The sequence below is a fragment of the Luteibacter sp. 1214 genome (genome assembly GCF_031455395.1).
GTDB lineage: Bacteria > Pseudomonadota > Gammaproteobacteria > Xanthomonadales > Rhodanobacteraceae > Luteibacter > Luteibacter mycovicinus.
On sequence record NZ_JAVDSQ010000001.1, the window covers coordinates 681,944 to 701,255 of the forward strand.

Below are 19,312 nucleotides of genomic sequence, written 5' to 3' on the forward strand. Positions count from 1 at the left end.
CCGCGCCCGCACCGGCGGGCCCGAAACCGCTGCAGGGCATGCAGCTGGTCCTGCTGACCATCGCCGTCGCGTTCTCCACGTTCATGGAGATTCTCGACATGACGATCGTCAACGTGGCCGTCCCGCATATCGCGGGCAGTCTGGGCGTGAGTTCGAACGAGGGCACGTGGGCGATCAGTTCGTACGCGCTGGCCAGCGCGGTGATGCAGCCGCTGACGGGCTGGATCGCCAAGCGCTTCGGCGAAGTGAAGACCTTCTGCTTCTCCGTCGCGCTGTTCGTCGCGTTCTCGATGCTGTGCGGCCTGGCCACCAGCATGCCGATGCTGGTGCTGTTCCGTCTGCTGCAGGGTGCGGGCTCCGGCCCGATGGTGGCGTTGTCGCTGTCGCTGTTGCTGGCGAGCTATCCGAAAGACAAACAAGGCATCGCGCTGGCGATGTGGGCGATGACCGTGGTCGTCGCACCGATCTTCGGCCCGATCCTCGGCGGCTACCTCACGGACAATTTCTCCTGGCCGTGGATTTTCTACATCAACGTACCGGTGGGCGCCGCGGCGGGCGTGATCACCTGGGCGATCCTGCGCACCCGTGAAACGAAGATCGTGCGCGCTCCGATCGACTCGGTAGGCCTGTTCCTGCTGGTGCTCGGTGTGGGCTGCCTGCAGTTCATGCTCGACAACGGCAACGACCACGACTGGTTCGCGTCGCCGCTGATCCTGACGCTCGGCCTCATCGCGGTGGTCGCGCTGACCTTCCTAGTCATCTGGGAACTGACCGCGAAGTATCCGGTGGTCGACCTGTCGCTCTTCACCCGGCGCAATTTCGCCGTCGGCGTCAGCGCGTTGTCGCTGGGCATGCTGGGCTTCTTCGGCATCACGGTGGTGTTCCCGCTGTGGCTGCAGACGACGCTGGGCTATACCGCGACATGGGCAGGCCTGGCGACCGCGCCCGTCGGCATCCTCGCGTTCCTCATGTCGCCCATCATCGGCAAGAACATCCAGCGGCTGGAACTGCGCGCGGTGGTGACCTTCGCCTTCCTCGTGTTCGCGTTCACCGCGTTCTGGTTTTCGACCTTCAACAGCGGCGCGTCGTTCGCCACGCTGGTCCTGCCTCGCTTCGTCATGGGCATCGGCATCGCGTGCTTCTTCATTCCGCTGAACCAGATCTTCCTTTCCGGCCTGCGGCCCGACCAGATCGCCGGTGCGTCGGGGCTGGCCAACTTCTGCCGCACGCTCGCGTCGAGCGTGTCGACCGCGCTCACGGTGACGATCTGGCAGCATCGCGGCGAAGCGCACCATGCCTCGCTGACCGAATACGTCAATCCGGCGTCCCCGGCGGCGATGGCCTATGTCGACCGGCTGCAGATGATGAACCTGCATGGACAGGCACAGCGAACCGTGCTGGACCAGGTGGTCAACCGGGAGGCGCTGACGCTCGCCGTCAACGACGTGTTCTGGCTGTGCGGGATCCTTTTTCTGGCACTGATACCGATTCTCTGGCTGGCGAAGCCGCCGTTCGGGAATGCCGGAGGAGCGGCGGCGCACTGACGCTGCACCTCCGAACATTAAATCGGCGTTATTTAAATCGTTCCAATCCCATATGTGAAACCGCAAACGTTTACAAGACGGTGCGACAACTGGTGCGACGCAATACCACGTGGTAGCTTTCGCCGCATGGCACAATCCCTACGCATCATTAAGAAGTATCCGAACCGTCGTCTGTATGACACGGAGATCTCGAGCTACATCACGCTGGAAGAAGTCCGCCAGCTGGTCCTCGACGGGGAAACTTTCGAAGTCCGCGACGCCAAGTCCGGTGACGACCTGACCCGATCCGTCCTGCTGCAGATCATCTCCGAACACGAAGAGCACGGTCAGCCGATGCTCTCCCCGCAGCTGCTGTCGCACATCATCCGCTTCTACGGCGACTCCCTGCAGGGCTTCATGGGCCCGTACCTGGAGCGCAGCCTGCAGGTCTTCCTCGACCAGCAGCAGCAGTTCCGTACCCAGCTCAACAGCCTGATGGGCCAGACCCCGTGGTCGATGCTCAACGAGATGACCGAGCGCAACCTCGACGTCTGGAAGTCGATGCAGCGCGGTTTCCTCGATGCCGCCACGGCCAAGCCGCCCGAGCCCGCCTCGCGTCAGAGCCAGACGTCGCGGCCAGGTAAGAAGGCAAGCTGACGCATCCCGCCGCCAGGGACTTGCTCCCGGCGGCGCTGCGGCGCACGATGCGCTGCCCCGCAATATTGCGCAGCAAAAACAGGCCGCCATGCCCCGTAACGACATCGCCGTGGTCGGCGCCGGACTGGTCGGCGCCATGGTCGCCACCCTGCTGACCCAACGCGGTTTCCGCGTCTCCGTCTTCGAGAAGCGCTCCGATCCCCGCAAGGCGGGCTTTCAGGGCGGCCGTTCGATCAATCTCGCCCTGGCCGAACGTGGCCTGCATGCCTTGCGCGCCACCGGTCTCGCCGCGCAGGTGCTCGAGCAGGCGGTCATGATGCGCGGCCGCATGGTGCACGATCCGGCCGGCCACAGCGGCCTGCAGCGCTATGGGGTGGACGATTCCGAAGTGATCTGGTCGGTGTCGCGAGGTGGCCTGAATAACCTGATGCTCGATGCCGCCGAAGCCGCCGGCGCGACCATCCATTTCGACCAGGGCCTGGCCGGGGCCGATCTGGACGCGGGCAGGCTCATGCTGCGCAGCATGGACGGAACCGAGCGCAGCATCGACGCACCCGTCATCATCGGTGCCGATGGCGCCGGGTCGGCGTTGCGCGCCGAGATGCACCGACATTCGCCGCTCGGCGAACGGATCGAAGAGCTGGGTCACGGCTACAAGGAACTCGAGATTCCTCCTGGCAAGGATCCCTCCGCGCCGTTCGCCATCGAACGCAACGCGCTGCATATCTGGCCGCGCGGCCATTACATGTGCATCGCCCTCCCGAACCGCGAGGGCAGCTTCACGGTAACGCTGTTCCTGCCCAACGATGGCGAGCACCCCAGCTTCCGTACGATCGCAGGCGCGGCCGCCGCCGAGGGCTTTTTCCGCACGGAATTTCCCGATGCGCTGGCGCTGATGCCCGAGTTCACGAACGACTGGGCGGCCCATCCGGTCGGCACACTGGCGACGCTTTACCTGGATCGCTGGCATATCGGTGGCCGTGCCCTGCTGATCGGCGACGCCGCGCACGCGATCGTGCCGTTCCATGGTCAGGGCATGAATTGCGGTTTCGAAGACGCGGCCGAACTGGCGGACCTGTTCGCGGCGAATCCGTCCGATCCCGCAGCCGTGTTCGCCGCCTTTGAAGCGACGCGCAAGCCGAATGCCGACGCGATCGCCCGGATGGCGTTGGAGAACTACGTGGAGATGCGCGACAAGGTCGCGGATCCCGTGTTCCTGCGCAAGCGCGAGCTGGGTGCGCTGCTGACGGAGCGCTGCCCGACGCACTACCTGCCGCGCTACCGGATGGTGACCTTTACGCACCTGCCTTACCGCTACGCGCTGGAGCGTGGGCAGGCACAGGACGTGCTGGTGGAGCAGCTCCTGCTGGGGCATGAAAGCGTGGCGTCGGTGGATATGGAGGCGGCTGTGCGGGCGCTGCAGGCGACCTTGCCTCCGTTGCCGGCCGAGGCGTTCGATCGGGGCTGAGGAAGCCGCGACACCGTCACGCATGGACAAGCCGCCGCATGGCCCGGACAATCGTCGGAATGACCGTCGCCGCCGCCAACGCCGTCCTGCTTGAAGCGCGCTCCCTGTGCTTCCTGCGCCAGGATGAGCCGGTCTTCGGTCCGGTGGATTTCGCGCTGCGCGAGGGCGAAATCGCGCTGATCGAAGGCGACAACGGCAGTGGTAAAACCACGCTGATGCGGGTGCTTACCGGCATGCTCCGCCCCGGCTCGGGGGAGGTCCTGCTCGACGGCGCTCCGTTCTCGCTCGATACCGTCGCCGGGGCCGTGGTCTTTCTCGGCCACCATCCCGGCCTCAAACTCGACCTCTCGCCTCGCGAGAACCTGCGTGTCGCCGCCGGACTCTACGGCTTGCGCGGCGGCGCCGATATCGGTGTGTCCCTCGCCGAGGTCGGCCTCGCCGGATACGAAGACGAGTCCGTACGCCGCCTCTCCGCCGGACAGAAGAAGCGTGTGGCTCTCGCCCGCTTGCTGATCCTGCCCGCACGCGTGTGGCTGCTCGACGAGCCCTACGCCAATCTCGACCGCGAAGGCATCGCCCTGGTCAACCGCCTGCTGGAGCGCCATGCGGCGCGCGGCGGTGCCGCTCTGGTGACGAGCCACGGGGCGGTGTCTTTCGCAGGCGACGCACCACGCCGCATCCGGCTGCACGCATGACCCCCGGAAGCACACCCGCCGCCTGCGCCGCCCTGCTGCGCCGCGATCTGACCCTGGCCTGGCGCCGGCGCGGTGACATCGCCATGCCCGTGCTCTATGCGGTGATCGTCGCGACACTGTTCCCGTTTGCCCTCGGACCCGAGCCTGCCCTGCTCGCCCGCATCGCCGGTGGCGTCGTGCTGGTCACGGTCGTGCTGGCCATCCTGCTTTCGCTCGACAACCTGTTCCGCGGCGACATCGAGGACGGCTCGATGGAGCTGCTGATGCTCGCACCGCAGCCGCTGGCCTTGCTCGTGGGCGTCAAGATCCTCGCTCACTGGATCGTCTCGTCGCTGCCGCTGATCGTCGTCGCACCGCTGCTGGCCAGCATGCTGAAGCTCCCGGCGCCGGCCATGCCCGTGCTCGTGGCCACCCTCGCGCTGGCCACGCCGTTGCTGTGCCTCCTGGGCGCGATCCTCGTCGCGCTGACGGCCGGCTCGCGACGCTCTGGTATGCTGCTCGCGCTCATGCTTCTGCCGCTTTGCGTGCCGGTCGTCATCTTCGCCGCGGGGGCTGTATCAGCCGCGCAGGACGGCCTGCCCTGGGTCGCGCCGGTGGCGTGGCTCGGCGCCGGACTGGTTCTGGCGCTGGTGCTGGCACCGCTTGCGTGCGCCGCGGCGCTGCGTATCGCGATGGACTCATGATGCGCGCCACCGTACGGACCGGAATCCGGACTCACCCTTTCTCGCACCAAACGGCAACGAGGACCGATGGCTAACTGGGTTCCCCTCTGGCTGCACCGTCTCAGCTCCCCGCCGGTGTTCTACCGCTTCGCGGGTGCCGTCCGTCCATGGGCGCTGGGCCTCGCCCTGCTTCTCGGCGGTGTGGCGCTCTATGGCGGCCTGTTCGTCGCGCCCGCCGACTACCAGCAGGGCGACGCGTACCGGATCATCTTCATCCACGTACCCAGCGCCTGGATGAGCCTTTTCATCTACGGCGCGATGGCCGTCGCCGCCTTCATCGGCCTGGTCTGGCGGATCAAGCTCGCCGAAACCGTGGCGATGGAGTCCGCCCCTGTCGGCGCCGCGTTCACCCTGATCACGCTGGTCACCGGCTCGCTCTGGGGCAAGCCGATGTGGGGCACGTGGTGGACCTGGGACGCGCGCCTCACGTCCGAGCTGGTGCTGCTTTTCATCTACCTTGGCATCGTCGGTCTGTATCACTCCTTCGAGGACCGGCGTCAGGGCGCGCGTGCCGCATCGTTTCTGGTGCTGGTCGGCGCGGTCAACGTGCCGATCGTGCATTTCTCGGTGAACTGGTGGAACACGCTGCACCAGGGATCGACGGTGCGTCTGCTCGGCCCCTCGCATATCGATGCGAGCATGCTGTGGCCTCTGCTCACGATGATGGCGGCGACCAAGCTGTATTACGTCGCCAGCCTGTTCGCACGCGTGCGCGCCGACTTCATCGTCGCGGAAAGCGGCAAGGGCTGGGTGCGCGATCTCGCCCTGAACACGCCGGGGAACGACGCCGCATGACCGCCGCCCTCGCCATGGGCCAGTACGGCTTCTACGTCTGGACCTCGCTCGCCGTTTTCTTCCTCGTCCTTCTGATCGACACCCTCGCGCCACTGGCGAGGCGTCGACGCAACCTGCGCGATCTCCGTGCGCGCCTCGCGCGCCAGGAGAACCGCCGCCGTCCCGGAACCGCTCCCCGTAATGAATCCCACCCGTAAGCGTCGCCTCGCCATCGTGATTTCGGTGATCGCCGCCGCCATCGTGGCGGTCGGTCTGACCGTGTTCGCATTGCAGCGAAACATGAATTATCTCTTTACCCCGAGCCAGGTGCAGCAAGGCCAGGCCACGCAGTACGGCAGCTTCCGGCTGGGCGGCATGGTCAAGGCGGGTTCGATCCAGCGCGCGAAGGACAGCCTGAAGGTCAGCTTCATCGTCGTCGACGACCAGGGCGCCATGCCGGTGGAATACACCGGGATCCTGCCGGACCTGTTCCGCGACAACCAGTCGGTCATCGCGACGGGTCGCATGGACGACGCCCGCTTCATCGCCAGCGAAGTGCTCGCCAAGCACGACGAGAACTACATGCCGAAGGAACTCAAGGACGCCATGGCCAAGGCGCATGAGAACCGCAAGATCGACGACAAGGGCATGGGCGATCAGGCCATGACTGACAAGGCCACGGCACCGGGTACGCCGAAATGATTCCGGAGCTTGGCCAGTTCGCGCTCGTCCTCGCGCTGTTGCTGGCGCTGGTCCAGGGAGTGCTTCCCATCCTCGGCGCGTGGCGTGGCAACGCCGCGCTGATGGCCGTGGCGCGACCCGCCGCGGCCGGCCAGGCCGTATTCGTGTTCCTGGCGATGGGCGTGCTGATCCACGCGTTTCTGGTCTACGACTTCTCGGTGGCCTATGTCGCCGACAACTCGAACCTCGCGCTGCCCTGGTACTACCGGATCACCGCGGTGTGGGGCGCGCACGAAGGCTCGATGCTGCTCTGGGTCTTCATCCTCAACGTCTGGTCGCTCGCGCTGGCGATGCTGAGCCGTCACCTGCCGACACCTTTCGTCTCCCGCGTACTCGGCGTGCTCGGCCTCATCGGCGTCGGCTTCCTGGCCTTCATCCTGTTTACCTCGAATCCGTTTCTGCGCGAGCTGCCGATGCCATCCGACGGCGGCGACCTCAACCCGGTGCTGCAGGATCCCGGCATGACCTTCCACCCGCCCGTGCTGTACATGGGCTACGTGGGTTTCTCGGTGGCTTTCGCGTTTTCCATCGCGGCGCTGCTGGGTGGCGAGCTCGAGCAGGCCTGGGTGCGCTGGGCGCGCCCATGGACCAACGTCTCGTGGGCGTTCCTCACCATGGGCATCGTCGCCGGCAGCTGGTGGGCATACGCCGAGCTGGGCTGGGGCGGCTGGTGGTTCTGGGACCCGGTCGAGAACGCGTCGTTCATGCCCTGGCTGGTCGGCGTCGCGCTGATCCACGCCCAGGCGGTGACCGAGAAACGGGGCTCGCTCCCCGCGTGGACGGTGCTGTTATCGTTGTTCGCGTTTTCGCTGTCGCTGCTCGGCACCTTCCTCGTGCGCTCGGGCGTGCTGACCTCGGTACATGCGTTCGCTTCGGATCCGCGTCGCGGCCTGTACATCCTCGGCTTCCTGATCGTGGTGATCGGCGGCTCGCTGCTGCTCTATGCCATCCGTGCGCCCAGGGTGGCGACGGGCAAGCCGTTCGCGGCACTGTCGCGCGAGACCGGCATCATGATCGCCAACCTGCTGTTCACCACGGCGGCGGCCATGGTGCTGCTGGGCACGCTGTTCCCGCTGATCGGCGACGCGCTCAACCTCGGCCGCATCTCGGTCGGACCACCCTATTTCAGTTTTCTGTTCATCGCGCTGATGGCGCCCGCGGTCCTCCTGCTTCCGTTCGGCCCCTACCTGCGCTGGGGCAGCGCCGAGGGCCGCCAGCTGACGACGCTCGCCCTGCGTGCCGGTATCGCCGCCGTGATCTGCGCCATCGTCGCCGCCTTCGTCGCCCAGGGTCACCTGCGTGCGATCGCCGGCATCGCGGGCGCCGTCTGGGTGGCCGCGGGCACCCTGTCGTACATCCTCAAGCGCTGGCGCGAGATGCCGCGCGGCCGCCGCTATCCGGCCGAGATGGCCGGCATGCTGGTCGCTCACACGGGCGTCGCCATCTTCATCATCGGCGTGATGCTCTCCGAATCGCTGAGTGTCGAGCGCGACGTACGTATGGCGCCCGGTGACACGCAGGCCATCGGCGGCTATGTGTTCCGCTTCGATGGAGTCCACGAAACCCAGGGACCGAACTGGCGCGCCGATGAAGGCACGGTCACCATCAAGCGCGATGGCACGACGATGGCGACCGTGAAACCGCAGAAACGCACGTATTCGCGCGGCCAGGTACAGACCGAATCCGCCATCGACGCGGGCTTGTTCCGCGACATCTACGTAGCGCTCGGCGAGCCGATGCAGGCGACGGATGTCGAGGGCGCCTGGGCGTTGCGGCTGTACTACAAACCGTTCGTCCGCTGGATCTGGCTCGGCGGCCTGTTCATGATGCTTGGCGGATTCCTCGCCGCGGGCGAGCGCCGCTTCCGCGCGAAGAAGGCCGCCGCGACCGCCCCCGTGCCCGCGAAGGAATCGCTCGCATGAGTCGCCTGATGCCCTTGTTCGTGTTTCTCGCGCTGTGCGGTCTGTTCGGCTTCGGTATCTGGTGGAACACGCAGCACGATCAGCACGAGATCGTCTCGCCGCTGATCGACAAGCCAGCGCCGGACTTCCTGGTGCCCGAACTGGGTCGGCCCATGAGCACGGTCGGCAAGGCCTCGCTGCTGGGCAAGCCGTATTTCCTCAACGTGTTCGGAAGCTGGTGCATCGAATGCGTGCATGAGCATCCGGTGTTGTCGGGTGAGGTGAAGTCGCTGGGCCTGCGTCTGGTTGGCCTGAACTACAAGGACGAACCGTCCGACGCGATGAACTGGCTCCGCGAACACGGCAACCCGTTCGACCTCGTCATCACCGACCGTGACGGACGCGCCGGCATCGATTTTGGCGTGTACGGCGCGCCGGAAACCTTTCTGATCGATGGCAAGGGTGTAATTCGTTACAAGCATGTCGGGCCGATTACGCCTGAGGTGGTCGATAAGGAATTCCGGCCGGCGCTGGCGGCGCTGGCGAAGGAAGGTCGGTAATGGGCAGGTACGGTCGCGCGCAGGGCGCGCTCCTACAACGTGCCGGCAACGGTCAGGGTCCTGCCGCAGAAGGTAGGAGCGCGCCCCGCGCGCGACCGCTCCTCGCCATGATCTTCATGCTGCTGCTACCCCTGCTCTCGATCGCCCAGGCCATCCAGCCGCTGCCCTTCCGCGACCACGCCGAAGAACTTCGCTTCCAGCATCTCAGCGCCGAACTGCGCTGCCCGATGTGCCAGAACGAGACCCTGGCGGATTCCAACGCGCCGATCGCACACGACCTGCGCCGACAGATTTTCGAAATGATGCAGGCAGGCAGGAGCGATGCCGAGATCAAGGCGTATCTGGTCGATCGCTACTCCGACTTCGTGCTGTACAAGCCACCGGTGGAACCGAAGACCTGGCTGCTCTGGTTCGGGCCGCTGATCGTGCTTGCCCTGGGCGGCCTCGTCGTCGCCATACAGGTACGCCGCCGTGCGCGCCAGAACCCCGTCGGCAATGTGCCGGCGAACGACACCGAGGACGACTGGTGACCCTTCCGTTCTATCTTGCCGCCGGGGCCATGCTCGCCGTCGCGCTCGCCCTCATCCTGGTGCCGCTCATTCGTCAGGGCCGGATGCACGGGCGCTCGAAGGGCGTGTTCGTGCTCGTCGTCGCGCTGGCGGTGCTGGTTCCTCTGGGCAGCGCCGGCATCTATCTGCTGGTCGGCACGCCGGCCACGCTCGGCGGCGTCGAGCCACCGAAGGAAATGGACGTCGGTCAGGCGATCGCCGCGCTGCAGGCGCGACTGAAAGAGCATCCGGACGATACGCAGGGCTGGCTGCTGCTCGGCCAGACCTACGCCATGCTGAAGCAGCCGGCGGATGCCCGCGAAGCCTACGACGGTGCGCTCAAGGCCGACCCGAAGAACGGCCCCGCGATGGTCGGCTGGGCCGAGGCGGACTCGCTCGTGCGTGGCGATCACCTGATCGTGGGACGCGCGTTCGACCTGCTGCAGGCCGCCGTCGCCGACAATCCGCAAAACCAGAAGGCACTGTGGTTGCTGGGCATCGCACAATTTCAGCAGGAGCACTTCGCGGACGCGTCGGCCACCTGGAAAAAACTGCAGCCGCTGCTGGATCCGGATTCGAACGTGGCGCATGCGGTGGCACAACAGATCGCCGAAGCCGACAAGCGCGTCGGTGGCAAACCGAAGGAATGACCCATGGGTGACGCCCGCCGCTACCACCAGCTGTCCTCACCGTTCCGCATGAAGAGGGGCGGTGAACTGCATGGCGCGCGTGTCGCCTTCGAGACGTGGGGCACGCTCGATGCGTCGCGCGGCAATGCCGTCCTCATTCTGACGGGCTTGTCGCCCAGTGCGCACGCGGCATCCAACGACGAGGATCCCACCCCCGGCTGGTGGCAGGACATGATCGGGCCCGGCAAGGCCTTCGATACCGATCGCTGGTTCGTCGTCTGCGTTAACTCGCTGGGCAGCGATAAGGGCTCGACCTGCCCCGCGTCGGTCGATCCCGCCACCGGCGCGCCGTACCGCCTGACCTTTCCCGAGCTGTCGCTGGAGGACGTGGCGAATGCGGCGCACGAAGCCATCACCGGCCTCGGTATCTCACAGCTCGCCTGCCTCGTCGGCTGCTCGATGGGCGGCATGAGCGCACTCGCGTACATGCTGCTGCACCCCGCCTCGGTGCGCACGCACGTCAGCGTCGACACCGCACCGCAGGCGCAACCGTTCGCCATCGCCATCCGCTCGCTCCAGCGCGAGGCCATCCGCCTCGATCCCCACTGGAAGGGCGGACAATACGAAGGCGACGAATGGCCCGAACACGGCATGAGCATCGCGCGTAAGCTGGGCGTGATCACCTATCGCTCCGCGATGGAGTGGAACGGCCGCTTCGCGCGCATCCGGCTCGACGCGGAGCAGCGTGAAGAAAACGAACCGTTCGGTTTCGAGTTCCAGGTCGAGTCGTATCTCGAAGGTCATGCGCGGCGATTCAACCGTCAGTTCGACCCGAACAGCTATCTGTACCTCTCGCGCGCCAGCGACTGGTTCGATATCGCCGAGCACGGCGAGGGCGACGTCATGCGCGGCCTGGCCCGCATCCAGGTCGAACGCGCGATGGTGATCGGCGTGAGCACGGACATCCTGTTTCCCCTGGAGCAGCAGGAAACCATCGCCAAGGGGCTGGAGGCCGCGGGCGCGGCGGTCGAGTTCGTCGCGCTGGACTCGCCCCAGGGCCACGATGCCTTCCTCGTCGACATCGCCAACTACAGCAAGGCCATTGGCGGCTTCCTCGGTTCGCTCTGACACCACGGCCCCACGTCAGTCGGGTGCGGCGGCACGCCGCTGACGCTCCCGCCCCGCCCGCCCTGCTATGATCGGAAGCGACCCGGCGTCCCCACGCCACCATCGCCTCCAGAGGTACCACGCATGATCACGGTCGATTTCCAGGGCAGCCGCAAGCTCATCGATGCGATCGACGCTTCCGTCGCGCAGCCGAGCACACCGGCGATCACCGACACCCTGCGCAACGCGCTGTGCCGGCTGATCCGTTCGCAGGAAGTCATCCTGCCCGCCTGCGTCTTCGAGACCGCCGGCGACCACTACGCCCGCCGCGAGCTCTATCGCAGCGAAGAACACGGTTACAGCGTCGTCGCCATGACCTGGGGTCCCGGTCAGGGCACCCTGATCCACGACCACAGCGGCATGTGGTGCGTCGAAGGCGTATGGAACGGCGCGCTCGAAATCGTCCAGTACGAACTGCTGGGCCACGAGGCGGAGCGCTACCACTTCCGCCCGGTCGGCTCGATCCAGGCAGGCCCCGGTTCCGCCGGCAGCCTGATCCCGCCGCACGAGTACCACACCATCCGCAATCCCAGCGACGACGCGGTCGCGGTCAGCCTGCACATCTATTCGGGCCGCATGACCCAGTGCGCCGTGTTCAACCCCGAAGGCGACGACTGGTACCAGCGCGCCGAACGCAAACTGGGTCTCGACCAGATCCATTGATTCCCGCATAATCGCGTGCCCGTGCCGAAATGGCGGAACCGGTAGACGCGGCGGACTCAAAATCCGTTTGTAGTGATACAGTGAGGGTTCGAGTCCCTCTTTCGGCACCACGCGTTTCAAAAAAAACCCGCCCACGTGGCGGGTTTTTTTTGGATGCCGGCACCCCGCCTTCACTAATGTGACGGGCTTGTCTGGCGCCGGATGTCGACTGCCGAATAGGTGCAAAGCGCCCGACTCGCCGACCTTAATGTGCCGCTCCTTCCACTCAAGTAGCCGTCGATGTCGATCCAGTCCGCCCGCTTGCGCAACATGCAAGCTATCGCTGCACGTTTGGTGAGCGAAGGATTTCATGGGAAGGACGCCATGGCGAGATACCTCGGGCCAGCCTTCACCGCACGTCGCCTGGAGACCCTCCTCGCCGGTGGGCCCATGACGGCCATGTGCGCCTGGGCGCTGGAACACCGTCTCCAGAAAAGCCGGGGATGGCTGGACGCCGATCGTGTGGCCGAAATTGTCGTCATGCCGCTGCCAGCCCTCTGCGAACCTGCGACCGGGGTGGCCCTGCGTGACGTCGCTTCCTCCACAGGAGACGACACCTGCCCAGCCTGCGGGGGACGTACGTAAGTATTCGCTCACGGGGCCTTAACCGAGGGAAGCTCCAGAATCGCCAGCGGGGCATCAACGGGGGAAATGACGTGCATACCGACGAAAGAACGCGACACGAACCGACCATCGATCCGGAAGCGCGTTTCGCGCTCCAGCAACTCTGTTCCACAGCGTTTCTTGCCGTGAGCAGCCTCAACGAAACGGCGTGCGTCCGACTTCTGCGCCGCGGCCTCGCCTCGCAGGACGAATTCGGTTACTGGAGCGCCACGGCAACGGGTAAGCGTATGTTCGACCTGCTGACACGTGATGCTCGCGTCGCCGCGGAAGTCGCACGCCGGGCCTGACGGTGGTGAAAGTCCGGATCTGATCCGGTAAAGTCCCCGCCCATGGCACCTCTCCCTATTCCCGGTGGCCTGCTCGTTGCCATCGAAGGCATCGATGGTGCAGGCAAGACGACGCTCGCCCATACCTTGCGTGACACGCTGGCTCCGGCCGGCACCCCTGTGGCGCTCAGCAAGGAACCGACGACCGGCCAGTGGGGCATGCGGATGCGCGCCTCCGCATCCACCGGACGGCTGACGCCGGATGAAGAACTTCGCCTCCTGATTCTCGACCGGAAAGAGCACGTGGCCGAACTGATCGGCCCCGCCCTGGCCCGTGGCGAGATCGTCATCCTCGACCGCTATTTCCCGTCCAATGTGGCCTATCAGGGGGCAGCCGGCCTGGACACCGGCGCTCTGCTGGAGGCCAACGCCTTCGCCCCTCGCCCCGACCTGCTGTTGCTGCTGGACCTGGAACCCCGGGTGGGACTGGAGCGCATCCGTAAGCGCGGCGACAAGCCGAATCATTTCGAGACCTCGGAGAACCTCGACCGTTGCCGTTCGATCTTCCGTGGCCTGGGCCTCGGGCATACGGTCGTCATCGACGCGACGCAGACCGCCGAAGCGGTCGCGCAGGAAGCGCTTGGCCATGTCCGCGAGGCGTTGGCGGCCAAACAGGGACATCCGGACTGACGCGCCGATTTCATGGACGAGAGCTGAACCGATTTTGTCACTTTTACTCAAGTAACCAATTCGCCCGCCGATGTGGTCAACACCACATTCCCCGGGTCACCGAATGCTTCGTTACTGGATCGACAGAAACCGCGAGTCGCGGACCAAGCTCGCCGCGCTGGACAAGGTCCAGGCGATCGTGGAGTTCACCCCGGACGGGCACGTACGCCACGCTAACGCCCTGTTCCTGCAGGCCATGGGCTATGGCATGGACGAAATCCGTGGCGCCCATCACCGCACGTTCGTGGCGCCGGCCGATGCCGACAGCCCGGACTATCGAGCGTTCTGGGAAGGGTTGCGTGCGGGACGCGGCGACACGGGGCTGTACCGCCGCCGGCGCAAGGACGGAGGCGACGTGTGGCTGCAGTCGTCATACAGCCCTTTGACCGACCGCAACGGCAACGTCATCGGCGTCATCAAATACGCGACCGACGTCACCGCCCAGCGTCTCGCCGCCGCGGACATGGACGGGCGTCTCCAGGCGATCGATCGCGCTCAGGCGACGATCGAATTCGATCTGGACGGCACCATCCTCGAGGCCAACGACAACTTCCTTGGCGCCATGGGCTACACACGGGACGAAGTGATCGGTCGCCATCACCGGATGTTCGTCGATCCGACCGAAGCCTCTTCGCCCGGCTATCAGACCTTCTGGGCACGACTGCGCGAAGGCCGCCATGACGCCGCGCTGTACCGTCGGCTCGGTCGCGATGGTCGCGTTGTGTGGATTCAGGCGACCTACAACCCCATCTTCGACTTCAACGGCGTACCGATGAAAATCATCAAGTACGCGACCGACATCACGGCACAGACGCTCGCCGCGCAGACGCTTCAGCGCGAAGTGGTGTCGCTGTCGGGCGCCGTCGTCGACAACGCGGAAAAGGCCGGCAAGGCCGAGGCCCTTGCGGGTGGCGCGCGGCATGCGGCCGAACGAGGCGGTGCGGTAATGCGCGATGTCGTACGTACCATGGGCGGCATCCAGGAAGGCACGCGCTCCATCGAGGAAATCCTCGAACTGATCGACTCGCTGTCGTTCCAGACCAACCTCCTCTCGCTGAATGCGGCCATCGAGGCGGCGCGCGCGGGCGAGAGCGGCAAGGCGTTCGCCGTGGTGGCGGAAGAAGTGCGCCGCCTCGCGGTACGTAGCGCCGAGGCGTCGAAGCAGATTCATCAGCTGATCGGCGATGCCCGCGGCCGCGTGGACGAAGGGGCGAGCCTTGTCGGTACCGCGGGACACACGATGGAGGAAATCCTCGCCGCTATCGGCAACGTTACTCAGGTCACCGGGGCCATCAGCGAAAGCGCCGAGCGCCAGTCTTCGGGAATCCAGCGGGTCAACGCCGCCGTCTCGCAGCTCGAGGCGGTCTACGGAAATCTCTGACGGCCAGCGCTGCGCGTTCGACGCCGGTGGTCGTTACCGGTCTCGAACCCGGCGTGCGTCAGAGCTCGCGCACGATGCGGAAGCCGACGCGCGCGCTGCGCAGATCCGCCGAGGCGCCCTGCCGGTACGCCGAGCGAACCATCTCCGGCGCGCTGCCCCAGGAGCCGCCGCGGATCACCCGGCGTCCGCACCCGGGATTGACCCACGCATCGGCCGAACGTGGCGCACGGATGTAGTTGTCGTGCCAGCAGTCGCCTACCCACTCGGAGACGTTTCCGCCCATGTCGTACAGGCCGAACGCGTTCGGCGTGAAGCTCATCACCGGCGCCGGCCCCCAGAAACCGTCCTTGTAACCGTTGAAGGCGTTGCTCCAACGGCGGCCGGAACCCGAACGATCGTTCCCGCCGGTGAGGTTTTCGACGCGTGACGTCGGCGTGTCGTCGCCCCACCAGTACCGGGTGGTGCTGCCCGCGCGCAAGCTGTATTCGAACTCCGCCTCGCTGGCCAGGCGATATTTCTTGCCGGTCCGCTGGGACAGCCAGTCCGCGTAGGCCTTCGCATCGTTCCAGGAGACGTTGATCACGGGCAGACGCTCCTGCCCGGGTTTGCCCGCGTAATCGTCCTGCCAGGTGGCCGCATCGTCATCGCGCAGGCCGCCGCTCTGTTCGTCGTACACGCTGCCTCCCTGCAGCGACTGCGACTGCGGCACGTAACCGGTGGCGCGTACGAAGTCGCGGAACTGACCGATGGTGACCGCGCTGCGCGCCATGGCGAAACCCTTGTCGATCTGCACCTCGTGCACCGGCGCTTCGTTGGCGTCGTGACCACGCTCGCCATCGGGCGAACCCATCAGGAACTTGCCGGTCGGCACGACGACCATGGCGGGCGCCTGGCCCGTCGAGTCGACGAAGCGGTCTGCGAAGACCTGACCCGGCTTGTAGCTCGCATAGAGCCGGGCGTTGGTCAGCCGCTCGTTGAAATCATCCAGACCGGCGAGATCGGCACTGATCTGCTGAGCCTTGTCCGCCAGTTGCCGCGCCAGTTCGAGATTGCCTGAGTCCAGCGCGGAACGCGCCTGCGCGAGCATCGCCGTGGCGCTCTGCCGACGCATGCCTTCGATGCGGCCACGGGTGTCCTGCAGGCCTTGCGATTCCGGCTGGATCGCCGCCGCCTCCGCCAGCGCGGTGTCCGCCGCCGCAAAGTCGTTCTGCGCCACCGCGGCCAGCGCCTTGTCCAACACGGTGCGTTGCACCTGCGTAATGCCCTGTTCCGCCACTGCGTTGTCCGCGTCCAGCTGCAGCACCTCGCGGTAGGTGTCGAGGGCACTGTCGCCGTGCGGGAGGTCGGCCTTGCCCTCCTGCAACTGCGCGGCGGCCTTGCCCAGCAGCGGCCGCACCTTGTCCAGCACGGCGAGTTTCTGTTGCAGCGGGGCGACGTCGGCGGTGCTGTCGGGCAGAGCCTTCAGCGCCGTCAATGACTCACGCGCCGCGTCGGCATCACCCAGTGCGATGTCCTGCTCGATCTCGGCCGCAAGACGTGCGCGAACCTCGTCCATGCCCGCGAGCGCGCGTTGACTGTCCGCTTTTTCCTTGAGCACGGCGGCGAAGAGTGAGGCCGCGCTGTCCTTGCCTCCGACCAGACGATCGGCGGCCAACGCCTTGTCACCGCGATCGAGCGCGGCAGTGATCTCCGGCGTGTCCGGGCTCTTCTGCGCCGGCAACGGTACCTCGGGCGATTTGTCGCGGCGGCGGGCGGCGATAACCGCCGCGGGCGCCAGCATGATCGGTGGCCCGGCGTCGATCTCGGACACGACGGCCGGCGTCGCGGCCTGCGGACGCTGGTCGAACCCCATGGTCGTCGGCTGGCCGCGCATGGGCGAACGCGGGGTGTTCTGCGTCGGCGAGACGTGAAGAAGCTGCGGAAAGAAGTGATAGAACAAGGCGAAACCGAGCACGGCCACACCCAACGCGCCGCCGATGGCGCGCTGTCGCTGGACGGTTTCGGTGTTGGGCATGGTGGGCGGTTCCGTGCGAGCCTGCTATCGTGCGTTGCAACCATAGGGAATCGCGCTCGACAGGGCAACACGATGCGTCGACGTGACCCCTGACCGAACAAGGACGCATGCATGACAACGAGCGACATCGCTCACACCGCTCCCTGGATCGACAACCGCGAGGTTCTCGACACATGGCTCGCCCCGATCGCCCCCGCCGCCGTCGTCGGACTCGATACCGAGTTCATGCGACGCAACACCTTCTATCCTCAGCTCGCCCTGCTCCAGCTTGCGCATGAAGGCCGCTACGCGCTCATCGATCCGCTTGCCGTGCCGCTGGAGGACGCGCTCGCACCGACGTTCGCCGACCAGCCCGTCGTCACGGTCATGCACAGCGCGGGCGAAGACCTGGAAGCCATGGCGCCGTGCCTGCCCGATGGCCCGCACACCCTGTTCGACACGCAGATCGCCGCCGCTTTCGTCGGTATGGGGCTGGGCATCAGCTATCGCGCGTTGGTCGCCGAGCTGGTCGGTGCCGAGCTGGACAAGGGCGAGACACGCAGCGACTGGCTGCAGCGGCCTCTGACCGACTCACAGAAGTTGTACGCCACGCTCGACGTGGTGCACCTGCATCCGGTCCACGCGATCCTCAGCGAACGACTGGCCGCGCGCGGCCGCGACGGATGGCACGCGGAAGACTGCGCACGCATGAAGCGCCGCGCCAGCCAGCGCGAGGGCGATCCGCAGCCCCAGCGTGGGTTCAAGGCGGCCAGCGAGTGGGTGCCGGAGAACCAGGCGCTGCTGCGCCGCGTGCTGCGCTGGCGTGAAGCCGCCGCACGTGCCCTCGACAAGCCCCGCTCCTGGCTGCTCGAAGACAACCATGCACTCGACCTGGTGTCGAAAATCCCCCAGACGCCCGCCGAACTCGACGAGCGTGTCCGTGGGACGCGCGCCCTGCGTTCGGCGCAGCGCCAGGAGTTGTTCGACCTGTTGCGTGTTCCGGTCGACGCCACGGAAGTCGAGACGACGGTGAGAATCACCGGCCATCCGATGGGCGACGCCAAGCGCGCCATCAACGAGATGCGCAGCGCCATCGATACGCTGGCCACGCAACTCGACCTTCCGCCCGGCCTGCTCTGCGCACGCCGCTCGATGGAAGAGTTCGTGATGAGCGGCGGCCTGTGGCCCGAGGCGCTGGAAGGCTGGCGTCGTGGGGTGCTTTACGACCGGTTGTCGGCGTTGTTGCCTGGCTGAGTCTGAGGCAACGCCCCCCGGTGCACCCGCGCACACTGGACAATCCCCGCGACCAGCAAGGCGATAGCCGCCCACTCCAGGGCATCCGGCCATCGCCGATGCCACAGGAAGCTGTACAACAGCGCCGCCAGCGTCTCGAAAACGATCATCTGCCCCGACAAGGACAACGGCAGCAGACGACTGGCACGATTCCAGAATGCATTGCCCAGCACCGACGCGAACAGCGCCACCCCCATCGACATCCCGACGAACAGCCACCACTGTTCAAGGTCATGCGCCGGGGTTCCGACGGCGAGCGCCACAGGGACAAGCAGCAACGACAGTGCCGCCGTCATCAGCCCCGTCAACAGCGACCACTCATGACTACCCAGGTCATGCCGCCGCGTGAGCCAGCGCGCGTTACCGATCGAATAGGCGGACCACGACAGCAAAGCGCCTACGGCGCAAACCAAACCCAACAGACGTGTCGGCCACGGTGCCACCTGTGTTGTCTGCGAAGACAGCGCGCTATACGCAATCAACGCCACGCCAGTGACACTCAACGCCAGCGCTGGTGCAAGCCGGCGCATGGGAATCGCATCCGCGTCGTGTCGGGCGACGACCGCGACTACCACCGGCACCAGCCCCACGATAAGCGATGTGGCCGCGCCGCCCGCCGACTGCACGGCAAACGCCAGCAGCAAGTAGTAGACGAGATTTCCCGACAGGCTCAGCCACACCAGGCCCCACCAGGCTGACCGATCCAGTCGCCGCATCAGTGGCCGTGCGTTCACGCCTAAAACAACGGCCGATACGAGACCATAGGCGACATAGCGCCCGATACTCAGTTCGAAGGGACTGAAGCCGTTCAATACGGCGGGAACGAGGAATACGGTTCCCCACAGCGCGCCAGCTGCCGCGCCGCTGGCCATACCGCGAACAAGAGATCTGCGCATCAAAGGAGGTCACCGAGGACGGAAGCCACAGCCTAGCGAAGGC

Annotated in this window: 20 protein-coding genes and 1 tRNA gene; 19 read left to right on the plus strand and 2 right to left on the minus strand. The window is 66.1% G+C overall.

Annotated elements, in window-relative coordinates:
• The first annotated feature begins 38 nt into the window (after positions 1 to 38).
• The 18 genes from J2X57_RS02695 (at position 39) to J2X57_RS02780 (ending at position 15,087) form a co-directional block, all read left to right on the plus strand.
• Positions 39 to 1,544 (plus strand): DHA2 family efflux MFS transporter permease subunit, encoded by a 1,506-nt coding sequence (locus J2X57_RS02695; protein ID WP_051944251.1) that lies wholly within the window; start codon positions 39 to 41, stop codon positions 1,542 to 1,544.
• Between the two features lie 126 nt (positions 1,545 to 1,670).
• Positions 1,671 to 2,180: a polyhydroxyalkanoate synthesis repressor PhaR gene (gene phaR, locus J2X57_RS02700; protein WP_036113645.1), complete on the plus strand. Its 510-nt coding sequence runs from the start codon at positions 1,671 to 1,673 to the stop codon at positions 2,178 to 2,180.
• An 88-nt stretch (positions 2,181 to 2,268) separates the two neighbouring features.
• A complete protein-coding gene (locus tag J2X57_RS02705; protein ID WP_309863487.1) occupies positions 2,269 to 3,648 on the plus strand; it encodes an NAD(P)/FAD-dependent oxidoreductase in 1,380 nt (459 codons plus the stop codon).
• Positions 3,649 to 3,707: 59 nt separating this feature from the next.
• Positions 3,708 to 4,343 (plus strand): heme ABC exporter ATP-binding protein CcmA, encoded by a 636-nt coding sequence (gene ccmA, locus J2X57_RS02710; RefSeq protein ID WP_309864370.1) that lies wholly within the window; start codon positions 3,708 to 3,710, stop codon positions 4,341 to 4,343.
• Positions 4,340 to 5,026: a heme exporter protein CcmB gene (gene ccmB / locus J2X57_RS02715; RefSeq protein WP_043693663.1), complete on the plus strand. Its 687-nt coding sequence runs from the start codon at positions 4,340 to 4,342 to the stop codon at positions 5,024 to 5,026. Before ccmA ends, ccmB begins: the two co-directional genes overlap by 4 nt.
• Before the next feature lie 66 nt (positions 5,027 to 5,092).
• Positions 5,093 to 5,860: a heme ABC transporter permease gene (locus J2X57_RS02720; protein WP_309863492.1), complete on the plus strand. Its 768-nt coding sequence runs from the start codon at positions 5,093 to 5,095 to the stop codon at positions 5,858 to 5,860.
• Entirely contained in the window at positions 5,857 to 6,057 is a 201-nt protein-coding gene (gene ccmD / locus J2X57_RS02725) for a heme exporter protein CcmD (RefSeq protein WP_036113652.1), read from the plus strand. Before J2X57_RS02720 ends, ccmD begins: the two co-directional genes overlap by 4 nt.
• Entirely contained in the window at positions 6,041 to 6,541 is a 501-nt protein-coding gene (gene ccmE / locus J2X57_RS02730; RefSeq protein WP_051943718.1) for a cytochrome c maturation protein CcmE, read from the plus strand. The genes ccmD and ccmE overlap by 17 nt, the downstream gene beginning before the upstream one ends.
• Positions 6,538 to 8,502, plus strand: coding sequence for a heme lyase CcmF/NrfE family subunit (locus J2X57_RS02735; protein ID WP_309863497.1), 1,965 nt, complete (start codon positions 6,538 to 6,540; stop codon positions 8,500 to 8,502). Before ccmE ends, J2X57_RS02735 begins: the two co-directional genes overlap by 4 nt.
• Positions 8,499 to 9,041 carry a DsbE family thiol:disulfide interchange protein gene (locus tag J2X57_RS02740; RefSeq protein WP_309863499.1) on the plus strand — a complete coding sequence of 181 codons (543 nt, stop codon included), beginning with the start codon at positions 8,499 to 8,501 and terminating at the stop codon, positions 9,039 to 9,041. Before J2X57_RS02735 ends, J2X57_RS02740 begins: the two co-directional genes overlap by 4 nt.
• A 107-nt stretch (positions 9,042 to 9,148) precedes the next feature.
• On the plus strand, positions 9,149 to 9,571 hold the full coding sequence (locus tag J2X57_RS02745) for a cytochrome c-type biogenesis protein CcmH (RefSeq protein WP_308847138.1): 423 nt from the start codon (positions 9,149 to 9,151) through the stop codon (positions 9,569 to 9,571).
• Positions 9,568 to 10,239, plus strand: a complete 672-nt coding sequence (locus tag J2X57_RS02750; protein ID WP_052191213.1) for a tetratricopeptide repeat protein — start codon at positions 9,568 to 9,570, stop codon at positions 10,237 to 10,239. Before J2X57_RS02745 ends, J2X57_RS02750 begins: the two co-directional genes overlap by 4 nt.
• A 3-nt stretch (positions 10,240 to 10,242) precedes the next feature.
• A complete protein-coding gene (locus J2X57_RS02755) occupies positions 10,243 to 11,346 on the plus strand; it encodes a homoserine O-acetyltransferase (protein WP_036113663.1) in 1,104 nt (367 codons plus the stop codon).
• Positions 11,347 to 11,469: 123 nt separating this feature from the next.
• The gene (locus J2X57_RS02760) at positions 11,470 to 12,048 is read left to right on the plus strand and encodes a cysteine dioxygenase family protein (protein ID WP_036113666.1); all 579 of its coding nucleotides are present in this window, start codon (positions 11,470 to 11,472) and stop codon (positions 12,046 to 12,048) included.
• A gap of 23 nt (positions 12,049 to 12,071) precedes the next feature.
• Positions 12,072 to 12,158, plus strand: a tRNA-Leu gene (locus J2X57_RS02765).
• A 585-nt stretch (positions 12,159 to 12,743) separates the two neighbouring features.
• The gene (locus tag J2X57_RS02770) at positions 12,744 to 12,998 is read left to right on the plus strand and encodes a hypothetical protein (protein WP_036113673.1); all 255 of its coding nucleotides are present in this window, start codon (positions 12,744 to 12,746) and stop codon (positions 12,996 to 12,998) included.
• Positions 12,999 to 13,040: 42 nt separating this feature from the next.
• Positions 13,041 to 13,667 carry a dTMP kinase gene (gene tmk, locus J2X57_RS02775; protein WP_309863509.1) on the plus strand — a complete coding sequence of 209 codons (627 nt, stop codon included), beginning with the start codon at positions 13,041 to 13,043 and terminating at the stop codon, positions 13,665 to 13,667.
• 103 nt (positions 13,668 to 13,770) lie between these two features.
• The gene (locus tag J2X57_RS02780; RefSeq protein WP_051943720.1) at positions 13,771 to 15,087 is read left to right on the plus strand and encodes a PAS domain-containing methyl-accepting chemotaxis protein; all 1,317 of its coding nucleotides are present in this window, start codon (positions 13,771 to 13,773) and stop codon (positions 15,085 to 15,087) included.
• Positions 15,088 to 15,145: 58 nt separating this feature from the next.
• Here J2X57_RS02780 and J2X57_RS02785 read toward each other — a convergent pair whose 3' ends face one another.
• Positions 15,146 to 17,101: a formylglycine-generating enzyme family protein gene (locus J2X57_RS02785; RefSeq protein ID WP_043693639.1), complete on the minus strand. Its 1,956-nt coding sequence runs from the start codon at positions 17,099 to 17,101 to the stop codon at positions 15,146 to 15,148.
• Positions 17,102 to 17,212: 111 nt separating this feature from the next.
• On the opposite strand from J2X57_RS02785, the gene J2X57_RS02790 reads away from it, so the two are divergent.
• Positions 17,213 to 18,334: a ribonuclease D gene (locus tag J2X57_RS02790; protein WP_308851665.1), complete on the plus strand. Its 1,122-nt coding sequence runs from the start codon at positions 17,213 to 17,215 to the stop codon at positions 18,332 to 18,334.
• On the opposite strand, the gene J2X57_RS02795 is transcribed toward J2X57_RS02790, so the two are convergent.
• Complete coding sequence (locus J2X57_RS02795) at positions 18,301 to 19,269, minus strand: DMT family transporter (RefSeq protein WP_309863516.1); 969 nt, start codon at positions 19,267 to 19,269, stop codon at positions 18,301 to 18,303. The two genes, J2X57_RS02790 and J2X57_RS02795, sit on opposite strands and share 34 nt — an antisense overlap.
• Between the last annotated feature and the right edge of the window lie 43 nt (positions 19,270 to 19,312).